At 39.8% G+C, this 12,359-nt stretch carries 15 protein-coding genes and 2 pseudogenes; 5 read left to right on the plus strand and 12 right to left on the minus strand.

Going from position 1 to position 12,359, the window contains the following annotated elements; genetic code table 11:
• Positions 1-38: 38 nt before the first annotated feature.
• The 7 genes from MHN00_RS12330 to MHN00_RS12360 all read right to left on the minus strand — a co-directional run bounded on the left by MHN00_RS12330 (position 39) and on the right by MHN00_RS12360 (position 5,816).
• Positions 39-497: a hypothetical protein gene (locus MHN00_RS12330; protein WP_239301303.1), complete on the minus strand. Its 459-nt coding sequence runs from the start codon at positions 495-497 to the stop codon at positions 39-41.
• 262 nt (positions 498-759) lie between these two features.
• The gene (locus MHN00_RS12335; RefSeq protein WP_239301304.1) at positions 760-1,191 is read right to left on the minus strand and encodes a nuclear transport factor 2 family protein; all 432 of its coding nucleotides are present in this window, start codon (positions 1,189-1,191) and stop codon (positions 760-762) included.
• Positions 1,192-1,268: 77 nt separating this feature from the next.
• Complete coding sequence (locus MHN00_RS12340) at positions 1,269-1,763, minus strand: AAA family ATPase (RefSeq protein WP_239301305.1); 495 nt, start codon at positions 1,761-1,763, stop codon at positions 1,269-1,271.
• 159 nt (positions 1,764-1,922) lie between these two features.
• The gene (locus MHN00_RS12345; RefSeq protein ID WP_239301306.1) at positions 1,923-2,777 is read right to left on the minus strand and encodes a DUF1444 family protein; all 855 of its coding nucleotides are present in this window, start codon (positions 2,775-2,777) and stop codon (positions 1,923-1,925) included.
• 172 nt (positions 2,778-2,949) lie between these two features.
• Positions 2,950-3,678 (minus strand): trypsin-like serine protease, encoded by a 729-nt coding sequence (locus tag MHN00_RS12350; protein ID WP_239301307.1) that lies wholly within the window; start codon positions 3,676-3,678, stop codon positions 2,950-2,952.
• A 193-nt stretch (positions 3,679-3,871) separates the two neighbouring features.
• A complete protein-coding gene (locus tag MHN00_RS12355; RefSeq protein ID WP_239301308.1) occupies positions 3,872-4,282 on the minus strand; it encodes a hypothetical protein in 411 nt (136 codons plus the stop codon).
• Between the two features lie 19 nt (positions 4,283-4,301).
• A complete protein-coding gene (locus MHN00_RS12360) occupies positions 4,302-5,816 on the minus strand; it encodes an amidohydrolase family protein (RefSeq protein ID WP_239301309.1) in 1,515 nt (504 codons plus the stop codon).
• Between the two features lie 119 nt (positions 5,817-5,935).
• Here MHN00_RS12360 and MHN00_RS12365 point away from each other — a divergent pair.
• Positions 5,936-6,067: pseudogene (locus MHN00_RS12365) on the plus strand (IS110 family transposase); the annotation flags it as partial.
• A gap of 45 nt (positions 6,068-6,112) precedes the next feature.
• Here the strand turns inward: MHN00_RS12365 and MHN00_RS12370 are convergent.
• The 3 genes from MHN00_RS12370 to MHN00_RS12380 all read right to left on the minus strand — a co-directional run bounded on the left by MHN00_RS12370 (position 6,113) and on the right by MHN00_RS12380 (position 7,664).
• Complete coding sequence (locus MHN00_RS12370; protein WP_239301311.1) at positions 6,113-6,562, minus strand: acyltransferase; 450 nt, start codon at positions 6,560-6,562, stop codon at positions 6,113-6,115.
• Between the two features lie 243 nt (positions 6,563-6,805).
• Positions 6,806-7,390: a hypothetical protein gene (locus tag MHN00_RS12375; protein ID WP_239301313.1), complete on the minus strand. Its 585-nt coding sequence runs from the start codon at positions 7,388-7,390 to the stop codon at positions 6,806-6,808.
• A 10-nt stretch (positions 7,391-7,400) separates the two neighbouring features.
• Positions 7,401-7,664, minus strand: coding sequence for a hypothetical protein (locus tag MHN00_RS12380; RefSeq protein WP_239301315.1), 264 nt, complete (start codon positions 7,662-7,664; stop codon positions 7,401-7,403).
• A gap of 267 nt (positions 7,665-7,931) precedes the next feature.
• Between MHN00_RS12380 and MHN00_RS12385 the strand changes: the two genes are divergently transcribed.
• The 3 genes and pseudogenes from MHN00_RS12385 to MHN00_RS12395 all read left to right on the plus strand — a co-directional run.
• Positions 7,932-8,909, plus strand: coding sequence for a transposase (locus MHN00_RS12385; protein WP_239301317.1), 978 nt, complete (start codon positions 7,932-7,934; stop codon positions 8,907-8,909).
• 204 nt (positions 8,910-9,113) lie between these two features.
• Positions 9,114-9,284, plus strand: a complete 171-nt coding sequence (locus tag MHN00_RS12390; RefSeq protein WP_239301319.1) for a type II toxin-antitoxin system CcdA family antitoxin — start codon at positions 9,114-9,116, stop codon at positions 9,282-9,284.
• A gap of 71 nt (positions 9,285-9,355) precedes the next feature.
• A pseudogene (locus tag MHN00_RS12395) lies at positions 9,356-9,565 on the plus strand (CcdB family protein); the annotation flags it as partial.
• A gap of 253 nt (positions 9,566-9,818) precedes the next feature.
• Here MHN00_RS12395 and MHN00_RS12400 read toward each other — a convergent pair.
• The gene (locus MHN00_RS12400; protein ID WP_239301321.1) at positions 9,819-11,498 is read right to left on the minus strand and encodes an AAA family ATPase; all 1,680 of its coding nucleotides are present in this window, start codon (positions 11,496-11,498) and stop codon (positions 9,819-9,821) included.
• A gap of 283 nt (positions 11,499-11,781) precedes the next feature.
• On the opposite strand from MHN00_RS12400, the gene MHN00_RS12405 reads away from it, so the two are divergent.
• Positions 11,782-12,024, plus strand: coding sequence for a hypothetical protein (locus MHN00_RS12405; RefSeq protein ID WP_239301323.1), 243 nt, complete (start codon positions 11,782-11,784; stop codon positions 12,022-12,024).
• Positions 12,025-12,041: 17 nt separating this feature from the next.
• Here the strand turns inward: MHN00_RS12405 and MHN00_RS12410 are convergent, their stop codons facing one another.
• Positions 12,042-12,299, minus strand: a complete 258-nt coding sequence (locus MHN00_RS12410; RefSeq protein WP_239301325.1) for a hypothetical protein — start codon at positions 12,297-12,299, stop codon at positions 12,042-12,044.
• Positions 12,300-12,359 lie beyond the last annotated feature (60 nt).

Consider the following 12,359-nt stretch of genomic DNA (forward strand, 5'->3'; position numbering starts at 1 on the left):
ATTTTGGCGTCGACGCACGATTAGCTTTAACAACTTCGTTAGTCAAACAGCGCGAGAGAGTCTAGTTTAAAATGATAAACTGAAAAGGAATCCCCCTCTTCTTTTAGAGTAAGGGTTAGCACTGCATCGCCATTCTCATATACGGCTGGAACAGTATAGGTAACAAACGTTCCTGAACCACCAGATGTTAGTGCTCTGGACGTAACTGTATTGAATTGATATTCGCCAATTTCAACTAACGCCCCCATCTTTGATAGCGCCTTTATAAGCCTTTTAAGATCATCTTCATTGATATTTTCTACTTCAGACGGAGTGAGGTAACTCTTAAAGGTACCTAGCTCCCAAGAGGAGATGTCAGCAATTGCAGTATCCATGTAAGGAATTGCCGTTTTCTCGTATTCAGAAGATTTATAGCCCGACCAAACAGCAATAAGTACAAATAGACAGATAAGGATTAGAAGCGCAATTCCAAATCCTTTTAACAGCTTCTTAAACATACCGTTCCTTTAAAATGGAATAACCTACTTTCTAGCTAGAAAGCTCCCTGTTCTATCGCTGAGCTCTCATGTAATCGTTTCGAGAAGCAATGGGAATGTTAGTTATAGGCATTAGACACCACACAATCCATACTAGCAGTACCTGAATAAGAATTATACATGTAAAATCAAACCGATAAGAAGCGTCAATGCCAGGCGCATTACCGCGAAACTAAGCAACGACCGACGTCTCTTCCCAACGCAACTTATCAGAATGTGAAATTTACTCATGGTACTTTCGAATTACAGCAATCTTACCGTTCTCTATTTCTAGTACTTCCATCATTACTTGACTGTATTCAATAGGCTGATTGTTTTGCGGATGCACGCCCTTGGCATAATTCTTATACCTGATAGCAATAGCAGAATGATTAAATGTAAAAACATCTAACAGCTCAGCACTATATTCTGTGTGTGCGCCTAAATAGAATGTCATGCCCTCTCTCATTTGCTCCTTACCGTCAGGTAATCGCGTATCGTCTATCACCCATGGCAAATGTGAATGACCAACATCATCCGCGAGTAAACTCAGGTGATTTTCAAGCTCAACTTTTGTAGCGCCAGGGGCCTGAGTAGCAACCATTGTGTCGAAATACCGTTGGGCAAGCTGCTTAAGATCTAATTTAATATCTTCAGCCGATACCGTAGCTGACACTAGAAGTGATAATGCAAGAAGTAGATTTTTTTCACTAGAAACTCCGTTTCACCTATTTCATATATTAACGAATTTGCCTAACTTGTCTCGGTCGGGACATTTTGCGTAATCATCTTTTTATGACCATGGTAGCTATCATAAAACTGCTTATGTGCCGCATAAGAAAATGTATCGTTTCTTTCTGAATATTGCCCAATCCAATCAATAAGCATTGCTAAGTTGTCATCTTGGGCTTGCTTTGTTTTGTATTTATGGGGCTCCCAAGGTCTCGCCTTTGCGTTTGAAATGCAGGATTCAATGGGTAAGTTCATAAATATAATTTCAGTAGACTGCTGTTCTACAATTTTTAGTAAGTCTGTATAACAGCCTTCAATTACCCATTTGTCGTTGGAAGAAATAAAAGTGTTTATCTCTTCTGCAGACTCATCAATAGGCTTTCTCTCAGGAGGACTAGTAGGTTTCCACGCTAATGTATCTAGATCTAAATGAGCTAAACCTTGTGTTTTGCATAAGTGCTGTGCCAGCGTAGATTTTCCAGAACCAGAGTTTCCAAATATTAGAATTTTTGCCAATGTTCTATTCCTTAGACCAAATAACAGTAACTTCACCCAGCGTAGATTGTTTTATCGCATTTAACCTATTAACTGCTAAACGTAGATGACGACAAATCATAGGTAGCGTATCGTTATTAGTCGCATCTACAGAGATACCGCATCAGCTAGACGTTCCTATTACTTGTGAAATTCAGCCCATTTATTTTTTTCTCGCACAAATCCAATATCTGTCACAGCATGAGACCACTGACTATCAGGGTTATGCACAATACCTCTCACTGTTTCAAGGCTCTCAGTATCTTCTGAACCCGTAACAATCAACACATCTCTGGATGGCACGTAGACTACTATATCTCCTTTCACCGGAAAGTTTTCTTTCGTCCATAGATCGTCATAAAGCAAAAAAGATGCTTCGTAAATTCCATCAGCTACAACCATCGAGACCGTCGACCGGTCACCCTGAATTTGTAATGACTCATTAGCATTCATCAAGTTAGCCATTGAAAGGTTTCTAAGTTCTCCCTCTTCTACTCCGAGAGCATTGATATCTTCCTTTGGCATGAATTTAATAGAAGAAGGCGTATCAATGGCATACAAAACATACAGGACGTCGTTTAATTTTTCATAATAGAAAGGTAGTTCCCCCTTGCTGCTATGATTCATTAATTTCGTTATTTGCTCCATATAGCCCCTGTCCTTGATAACGGGAAAGATATGCTCTTTTTCTATGTTGGATTTAACATCGCTACTGCTTTTGGTTAATGCATTGATGTAAGCGTTTATAATTGCGTCTAGTTCGCCTGGGCTTGAGCGGTAATTCATGTAGGCGTTATCGAGGTACGCGGTAGATGTTTCTCCGTTGCTGTAAGTCATTTCCACTTCCAAACGCCCCTTTATATCTGCCCTTACGCCATCTTCTCTGATGTTAATTGCTTTAGCATAGCGCTGAGTAAACGCACTTTCATCTAAAACGATTTCAGCGAACGAACTACTAACAAAAAGCCATACAAAAGCTATGATTATTATTTTCATAGTTACTCACTTATTTCCCTATTTATCGTAAAACTTGCGACTTATTGATTTGGCCTACGCATGCATTGATTAAAGTTTTTAGTAAAGCGAGAAAACAGCCTGAACAATCTTCTTGCGTTACGAAGTAAATGTATTCGCGCCCTACGAGCACACGAATAAATTAGCTTACTTTTTAATTACCAATAATATTCAGAATCCAATGGTAGTAATTTGATAATCTAGTCTGATAAGCAGTAGTACCATACAGCCCTCCTTTAAATTCAGAAATATCTCCAGTCGCAAATTGCCAACTCGATAACCCCACTAGATATGGTTCGCCATCTTGATAAATAATAGAAGCGCCTCCGCTATCTCCTGAGCCATGCATTCCTTCTAGGGGAAGCGCATTTTTAGGAGAATCAAATTTGAACGTTAGCCATTTACCATTTGCACTTTCTACGACATTTTGAAATTTGTTTGCCTGATTGAGCGATTTAGTTTCTACGTTCTCACCTGTTAACCCATTTCCAGTTGCGCCTTTACCAAAAACTGTTATGACACGCCCTTTCTCGGCAGCTTCTGAATAGACTGAAATGGGTTTAATGTCTGAAACTGGACTGGATAGTTTTATTAACGCAATATCGCTGCTGGATTTCAAAACTTGCATTAGCGGAGCTAAATCACCGCTTAATTCATTGCCCCTTGGCTTTATGTAACCTGGATGAATATAAACCTTTTCTATTTCATAGTACTTAGAACCAACTTTTAAGTTGGTATTCGTATAATCGTAAAAGATACTATGTGCGACAGTAACAACCCACTGCTCTGCGATGAGAACTCCGTGGCCCTCACCCGGCATATCTACAACATATTCTGGCATTTTTTCAACACGATATTTTTCTGCAGAAACATCGTGTCTCATAACTACTGCATTACTTTCAAAACAACAGAGCGCCAAAAACACCCATATTAGTCTGCATTGGTGCAATAGGGATAAATTCAAAATTTGTTTTTCGTTAGTCAATGTTAAATATTACTGATCATTTTTACTGACCAGTCTCCCCACGCCTTTTGGGGGGCGATTTTTGATGTGTTTGTTAGGTGATTTAGTCATTTTATTGACTACCCTTGCCAAATAACTTACCAATAGTACCCGCCAATATGCCTTTGTGTTTCTCTGGCGGTGTGCCACCCGTAGTTTCATGGGATATGCCGATAGCTACATAGCTGCACTTTTTAAAGTCCAATGTTTCGTCAGTTAAAACTGATTCGTCTAAGACGTAGGATATTCCAACGGGCAAGTTTTTGACATGAGGTTCGATTCTTGTGCCTTGCCATCTAGCCGCAACAACTACATAAGTAATATCTTTATTGCCTTCGATCCATTGAATAGGAGTTTTACACCTTCCTATCCAATAGTCAGGACGGTCACTGCCTGGAATTTCCCTTAATAACTCAAACACCAAAGGTACTTGATCATGTAGTTCCTCTGGAGCGTAATCTACGCTTGTGACGTGAAGTTCCATTTTAACCCTAACGCCGCATTCAGCGGCTCGCCCGCTGCAATGATTTGTTAGCTATAGTATCTGCAGCAAAATCTGATCGATTAAAAACTTCTCCATGTAGGATAATGTGGTGGATGTTGCTCCAAGCGTCCACGGTATTTAAAGGGTTTTGTTCTAGCAAAAGTAAATTTGCAACCTTACCAACTTCAACCGTTCCGTAATCTTCATCAATATTAAATTGTCGCGCATTGTTAATGGTCGCAGCTGAGAGTATTGCAGCTAAAGATACGCCAGCGTCTGCCATTGCTTTCATTTCAAGGAAAGTGGTTAAACCAGGTTGGTTGGAAAAACTAGGACTTCCCGGAAAATCAGAACCTAATAACAGCGGATAGTCTGCCTCGGTGAGGATCTTTAAAATTTTGTTACCTTTCCCAACCCGATCTTTTAAAAAGATTCGAGCAATAACCTCGTCAGGTAGTCCGTCAAATCCTGCGCGTAATTCTTCTTTAAACCATTGTGCCGAAGGTTGCTTATACCATTCAATTAATTCTTCGGGCGTTACCTTACTAAATTCAGAAACACCATGTGAGTTATGCAACATGAGTTCACCTAGTCCGGCAATTACCCTTTGGGTTGGCATGTACCCAGTGCCTTTGCTCATTAACTGGTTAAGCACGCCATGCATTGGTTTGGACACTTCAGTTTCACGCGAAAACTTCCCCCAATTCCAGAGCCCGTGCGCAATTACATCCACCTCTGCATCAATAGCTCTTTGATACATATCCAATGCATTGGCATGCGCTACCAGAGGTAGTTTATGTTGTGATGCAGATTTTCGAATACGTTTCAGGGTATCGTCAGACAATAACGGCCACTGACTTTCATCCCCATAGCCATCTTCAAAGTATATTTTTATGCAAGATGCGCCGGATTCAGCAATACGTCTTCCAATTTGTTCAGGAGAGTTCAGTGCTGTCTCAGCAACGTCCTGTTCAACGATATAGGAAAACATGGATTTCGACAGCTCATCATTTTTCTCTACCAAAGGAAACGTTGAGCGTGAGGTAATGACTTCGCAACGATAGTAATCAGGATGTATTTCAGAAGCAGTAAATTTCTTCCATTCAAGCCCGGGGTTTGGGTCGACAACCTGTGTTATACCGTAGTACAAGAAGCTATAGGGTTGCTGTTTATAGTATTCTTCAGCAAGTGCGTCATTCTTTTGCGCCACAGGCTCGACGCCAAATCCCATGCCAGGAATAGATGAAACATGAACATGGCTATCCATTATTCCTGGGGCTAGGTATAAAGCAGTCCCGTCTATTACCTGAACATCAAATGTTTTTTCTATCTTAGATGACGATACTGTTTTTATCCGTCCATCAGAAATAAGAACATGCGCCTTTAGTAATGGCTCCTGAAGGTGCGATGATACGACGGTCACATTTTCAATCAGCACACTCTCTTTTGCAAAAGTAGGATAATGTAGAAACAGAATCGCAATGAGCATATGTTTGAGCATAACTTTCCTTGTTGTTGTGATCTGGCTAGACACAATGACTCCCTGTAAAAGTGCTAGCCCCCACATTTTCGTGGGTTAACTTTTCAGCCACCGGAGCGTCGGCCTGAGTCCATAATTAGTTTGTTCAATACTAAATCAATTTAGAGGCTAGCATGAACAAACATAGCATGATTTTTATAGGATTGGATACGCATAAGGAGTTTCACGAAGTTGCTTATTGTGAAGAGCAACGTGGAGCGACGCCCGTTCATTATGGGCGTATTTCCTCGTCTAAGGACAGTGTAAAATATACAAATATGCCTGTCTTATTTAGTCTATAGAAGCTTCCTTTATGTATACAACTTTTCCAAAAAGTACGTTAAACCTAACGATACTATAATAAACGACGCATTAAATAACGCACGAACAGGCCAACTTACATGGCCGTATGAGATCCCTGCCCCTTTAGAAACTACAACAATCAAACCCATTAATCCAAACCAAAGGGTGAAGAAAAAAATGGTTTTCAGCTTGACGATTGAGACCGCTAAGTCATGAAGCGCGCCGCTAACGAGAAATGTAAGAAAAGTAGCTAACGAAACAGGAAGAAAACTCGCAAGTGGGCGCATGACATTGCGTGATAAGTAGTAACCCCAAATCGGATTCCAATAGTGCCAAAAAATTGGAAAAGATGCGGCACCAAAAGAGCGCGAAAGCATGTTTGTCATGGAGCCACTTGCCCCTAATGGAACCCCATTTCGCTTCTTAACATATTGTGCAAGTGAGAGTTTGCTTTTCATGGTGATTCCGTATATCCACAAAAATGCATGGCTTGTTTCTTTTCCTTTAGTATTAAATATATAATCCGTTGCTTTTCAAAACTTCTCGTACTTGTGTTTGGTCTTGAACCTTCTTTTTACTAGCCATAAGTCACCTCTTATCTAACTATAGGAGATGTCCACTAAGTTTGGGTAACTCCTCAATATAACGTCCGCGTATTAGGCGTGAGCTTGCGAACGACTTAACTGACGTGCTTGTTAGAGCTAGTTTGAGAGCACCCCATGTTTATTAAACTCTCGTAGTAAAGAATCTACCGACGATTCACTCTCTTTATGATGAGAAGCTAATATCTTTGTACTTTCATAAACGCTATCCTTTATACTCTCAAATCTAGCTTGTGTGTGTTCGTTTGAATTCTCAGCATTTTGCCAATACGCCGCTTCATATTTAAGCAACAACTGGTTATGTAGAGACAGCTGAGCCAGCAAAGCCTTAATTTCACTGTAGGCTTTTACAGTTAGTCTTCGCAAGTCAGGTTCTTTAATATTACCAAGGAGCCCCACGTTACCCTCATAAATGGCAAATGGAGCAGCTATCTCAGGATAAAATTCATTAAGAATAAAGTCATTATTTGCAACTGAAAGCTTATTCCCAATTCCTTGCCTATATGCTTTCCAAAACACATCTAATTCATCGTGAAGGGCTTGCTTATATTTTAGTAGTGCCGATACCTGAGATTTTTCGTCCTTTCTGACATTTAACATATGAGAAACAAAAACAGACACGATTGCTACAATTGCACCTACAAGTGAACCAAGAATTCCAGAGCCAACAATATTCCATTCCATTATGCTTTTCCTAGGGATTTTTCTTTACATAAATATTGTTGTTGCAGTGGGGGCATTTTGCGTTGCTGTTTGTTGTGCTAGGTCCACTTCCAATTGGAACAGAAGTAGGAACTCCAGTTGCGGCATACCATCCCCCAACTTGCTCTATGTTCTCTCGGATAAGCCTTAGACCAAATTCTTTGGCTTCATCATTCAGGTAACTATTATCCTTTAGATCGACAGATAACTTATGAATAGATGCAATAGTTTTCTCTAACTCAGAATCAATACTCATTTAGTTCTCTCCATTTCTTAGGGGACTTCACGTTGTTCTAACAATTTATTATTCATATATAATTATATACCACTGATTTACAGATATTTTTAATTCAATAATGAAATAAAGCAGACCAATACTATGCGCATTAGTAATAATTCAATTCTGTCATATTAAAATAAACAGGCATAACTAGAAAAATCCAAACTATCCCTTCGTACACTTTCTTTAATCTAAATCCCTATTGAAACTGTTAATCAAGTTAATCAGAGTCGGACAGTCGCATTGCCTAAAGCCCGAAAGTCTCAAATTAGTTTATCGGATACGCCCTATTACCACTGTGTTTGCCGCTGTGTTCGTCGTGCTTTCTTATGTGGCGAAGAAAACGGTAGAAGCTTTGAGCATCGTCGCCAATGGGTAGAAGACCGTATTCATATTTTAAATGAGGTTTTTGCCATTGATGTATGTGCCTATTCGGTAATGAGTAATCATACGCACCTAGTATTATACGTACACAGAGAGAAAGCAGACGCACTAAGTACAGAAGACGTGATTCAACGTTGGCATAAATTGTACAAAGGCACATTAATCTCACAGCGCTACCTATCACCAGATTTACTCAAAGAATTACATGAAACCCAAATTAAAACGGTTGAGTTAACGGCTGAAGTATGGCGTAAAAGGCTATTTGATATCAGTTGGTGTATGCGTGCACTGAATGAATACATTGCCAGGGTCGCAAATAAAGAGGACGACTGTACTGGTCATTTTTGGGAAGGACGGTTTAAGTCACAAGCGCTATTAGATGAGTCAGCCCTTGCCGCCTGTATGGCTTATGTTGATTTGAATCCAGTACGAGCAAAGATGGCCAAAACTCCTGAGGCATCGGACCATACCAGTATTAAATACCGTATTAACGCAGCCAGGCTAGGCAAAACACCTAAAAGACTTATGCCTTTTGCAGGCAATCCAAGACAAGAGATGTCACACGGTTTACCTTTTACCCTTCCAGACTATTTACAGCTTATAGATATAACCAGCCGATATCTTCATCCAAACAAGCGCGGCAAGGTTGAGCATAACCTCCCCTCTATTTTAGAGCGTCTCAATATTGGACAAGAACATTGGCTAACTTTAACCACACAGTTTGAAACCTGCTTTAAGCACGCCGCTGGCAAAGTGACTCATTTAGAGCAATACGCGCACAATCAACATCAGCAACGGGTTCAAGGCCGACAAAGTGCAATGCGATTACTCGGTTAGCTTTGCAGCTCAGTAAAGAGCAAGACGGGCACAAGATATAAACAACTGTACTCAAAAATATCTGTGTTATTAAGAAGGAATTAGTTCTTTTCTATGCGCATGCGTATACTTGACAATTAAGACCATTTGGAGTGATAGCATGCAAGACTTATATGACATTAATGCCCCAAAAAATCGACTAATTTGAGCTTAAACAGCGACTTATTGCAAAAAGCTAGAGACTTAAAAGTTAATCTGTCTGCAACCTTAAAGCAGGTACTTAAAGACAAATTAAAAAGTGTTGAAGAAGAAAGATGGAAAAAAGAAAACATAGCTGCGTATAACGAGTTTGTTGCTGAGAACGGCTGTATAGGTGATGAGTACAGGAACTTCTAATGGCATAGCTTGATGTTTACAAAAAACCAAGCACAAAAACAGATAAAGCTTACCCCTTTCTTGTAGATGTTCAGAACTCCGTAATTGACCAATTAGCAACAAGGTTAGTTGTACCGCTGACAAAGAATAAGACTAGAAATAGTCTTTACATGAAAAACCTAACGCCGGAGATAGAATTCGAAGGCGAGACATACCTATTTCTGACTCAACAACTGAGTTCCATACCCGAAGACGTGCTTAAGGACTGCATCGGTTCTTTAGCGCAATCCCCGAATTGCTAATAGGTGCAATAGACTTTGCTATTACTGGAATATAGCTTTCAATAACAACTCAGATAGGTGGGTATACAGAAACATGCCTGTCTAGAAAAGAAATATGCCTGTCTTGTTTAGTTTGCCCACAACGGAGGGAAACAAATATGACTGTCTTGTTTAGTAAGAGTTGACAAAAGGAGTCATACCAACGCCCACATTTGCGGCTGGTTTGGAGCGCAGCGGAAAACCAGTCCGCCAACATGCGCTTGTTATGTCTTTTTTATACTCCCTCTCTTTCAGGGTCATTAATCCAGAAAGAAATAGCCCTTACAAAGTCCCAGATATCCCCTTTTCTAGGGCCAACAAAATCCGGAGCGTCTGGATCTCCTCCAAGTTTATCAAATGCTGACAAAAGCCAATTTCTCTTATTCTTTGTTTCCACAACATCTAAGTCTTTGAGCCACGATTCTAGCTCTCCATTTGGAACGACAAACACACCAAAGCTTCGCAAGTTTTGGATCAGATTCTTTACGCTTATCCTAATGTCCTCATCCGCTATATCTAACATTCCTCGTTTTTTCCAGTCTATCTTATTGTCGCTACAGTGTTGCGCAATTAGCGCCTTTGTTTGGCACCATCCGTTTGCTAAAACCTGGGGTACACCTAAATCCGAAAGGATATGCTTAAAATCCTCATTGCCTTTAAATACATCAAAATCAACAACAATGGCTGCTGGAATCCCCATCTCTCTCAAAGGTCCTGCGATTTTTGCAGTGGATTGCTTGCTATGTGCATTTATAAATAACGCTTCTGAAGAATCAGTTTTATTAACGGAGGATAAACGATCATTAATTTCTTGATATAGGGCTCTATCAGAATCCCCCTCACATACTATTGCCCCCTCATGAAATAAGGCGCTCAACACGCCTGTGGACCTCATTATAGGTGACTTAATAATCTCGTTTAGCCTATCGTGACTCAACAACCTAGCCGTAGGTTTTCCACCCTTATAAGTTAGCCTCACTATATTTACGGCTGGAGTTCCTGAAACACATCCCATTAAAAAGTCAGCGCTATGTGTCGCTATAAATGCTGTGGCATCTCTTTGTACAGATATTTCAGCCAGCTCTTTTCCTAATCTTTTAGCTAACGGTGGATGCAAAAATGCTTCCGGCTCATCTATAAGAGGAATTTTACAATTTTGCCCAAGAACAGTTGCCACCATGCCTGTAAATGCTTTTACTCCGTCAGATGCCTCTGTAATTTCGAGCGAAGCTTTATGATAGTCCCTTGCCCTTTTGTCTAATGCTTGCTCTTCCAATTCATCTACTGGTGCTCTGTCAGCTAATCGAGCTCTCAGCTGCGCTTGATTTAAAGCATCAATTGTAAAATGTTTACCAAATGCCTCGAACGTAAGCTTCCTAAGCTTCTTTCTCGATTCGCCATCTTGAAAAAGGGCGGCGAGAATATTTGTAGGCGTTTCTAATAAGTCTCCTCTGTTATTTGGATTCAATAAATTTGTTCTTGTCGCACCATCAAGTCTTACAGTTAACAGAGAAAAATAGTATCGAGCCAGTGCATTTATTTGTTTATTTTCAGACCAGCTTTTAATTTGGTTGGTTTGAATAATCTCTCTTGCTTGAAGTCCCTTATATGTATTAATTCTTTGAACAACGATTGCGCCATCTGGTACATTCTCGCCTTTATTTGGCAGCGTTTTTTTCGTCTCAAGGTCTTTAATTATCTCTTTCTCATCTGGAAGATTGAATTCGATGCTCTCTATTATTGAGTCGCCTTGCTTATTATAAGTTGAACAAAATTTCTCAATTTCTCTCAAAACTAAACTCTTACCTGAATTATTTGGGCCTACAAAAAGAGTTATTCCGGTAGGTTTAAGCTCTAAAGGGGCCGAGCCAGTTTTCGCTCCGAACTTTAAAGTAAGGGACTTAATGAGTTTCATATTTCTGAGAATTCCTTATAAATGTGCACACAGGCCGTTGGTGACATAGACACAATGGCTCCCTGTAAAAGTGCTAGCCCCCGCATTTTCGTGGGTTAACTTTTCAGCCAGAGCCATAATTAGTTTGTTCAATACTAAATCAATTTGGAGGCTAGCATGAACAAACATAGCATTGTAAAAAGATGACTGTCTTGTTAAGTGTATTTCTTGTACGCTAAGATACCTGTCTCGTTTAGTCTGCTACACAGGGCATCGTGCAATCTCAACGAAAAGGATTTTAATAATGAAAAAAGATTTACTTCTAATACTGCCAATATTTCTTTTCTATGGCTGTGGGGAAAAAACATATTCCAGTAAAGAAATTGAAGACTATAAGCTCACTGTGTCTTGTGAAGGCTATACGCAACCGAGCGACCTATCAGATATTGAAGATGAAACACTGAGAAAAGCGGCGTTAGAAGTTTGTGAAAGACAAAAATTCTTAAGTACGGACAACATAAAACCTAGTAAAAAACAGGGGTTCTAAAATAAAACAGGCATCATTCAACTTGGTAAGGCACGGTATTTAGACACAAACATGCCTGTCTTGTTTAGTTTGCTGAAGGGACCCCTCGCTGATTCATCTATAATAATTTTATCAGTGAACCACCATTTTTTAAGATCATAATGTTCAATGAGTCTAAAAATTTGTTCGCGTTTCAACTCTTCTTTCTCAGTGCCATTGGCAAGAGAAACGTCAATTTCGGCAGCAGCAATCTGCGATATAAAAAGAGTCAATATAGCTACTTTTATGAGTTTCATTTCGACCTCCTTGTCTTTGCAATTACCTAAGTAAAATAAAGGGTAGACTGGCAAACAATG

This window comes from Alteromonas sp. Cnat2-8, from assembly GCF_022348355.1.
In the GTDB taxonomy this organism is placed as follows: Bacteria; Pseudomonadota; Gammaproteobacteria; order Enterobacterales; family Alteromonadaceae; genus Alteromonas; species Alteromonas macleodii.

What these genes read in the sequence shown, in the direction of transcription:
- MHN00_RS12375 (WP_239301313.1), bottom strand. Translation starts at nt 7,390, where the DNA reads ATGGAATGGAATATTGTTGGCTCTGGAATTCTTGGTTCACTTGTAGGT.
- MHN00_RS12330 (WP_239301303.1), bottom strand. Translation starts at nt 497, where the DNA reads ATGTTTAAGAAGCTGTTAAAAGGATTTGGAATTGCGCTTCTAATCCTT.
- MHN00_RS12345 (WP_239301306.1), bottom strand. Translation starts at nt 2,777, where the DNA reads ATGAAAATAATAATCATAGCTTTTGTATGGCTTTTTGTTAGTAGTTCG.
- MHN00_RS12405 (WP_239301323.1), top strand. Translation starts at nt 11,782, where the DNA reads ATGAAAAAAGATTTACTTCTAATACTGCCAATATTTCTTTTCTATGGC.
- MHN00_RS12400 (WP_239301321.1), bottom strand. Translation starts at nt 11,498, where the DNA reads ATGAAACTCATTAAGTCCCTTACTTTAAAGTTCGGAGCGAAAACTGGC.
- MHN00_RS12370 (WP_239301311.1), bottom strand. Translation starts at nt 6,562, where the DNA reads ATGAAAAGCAAACTCTCACTTGCACAATATGTTAAGAAGCGAAATGGG.
- MHN00_RS12410 (WP_239301325.1), bottom strand. Translation starts at nt 12,299, where the DNA reads ATGAAACTCATAAAAGTAGCTATATTGACTCTTTTTATATCGCAGATT.
- MHN00_RS12380 (WP_239301315.1), bottom strand. Translation starts at nt 7,664, where the DNA reads ATGAGTATTGATTCTGAGTTAGAGAAAACTATTGCATCTATTCATAAG.
- MHN00_RS12350 (WP_239301307.1), bottom strand. Translation starts at nt 3,678, where the DNA reads ATGAGACACGATGTTTCTGCAGAAAAATATCGTGTTGAAAAAATGCCA.
- MHN00_RS12355 (WP_239301308.1), bottom strand. Translation starts at nt 4,282, where the DNA reads ATGGAACTTCACGTCACAAGCGTAGATTACGCTCCAGAGGAACTACAT.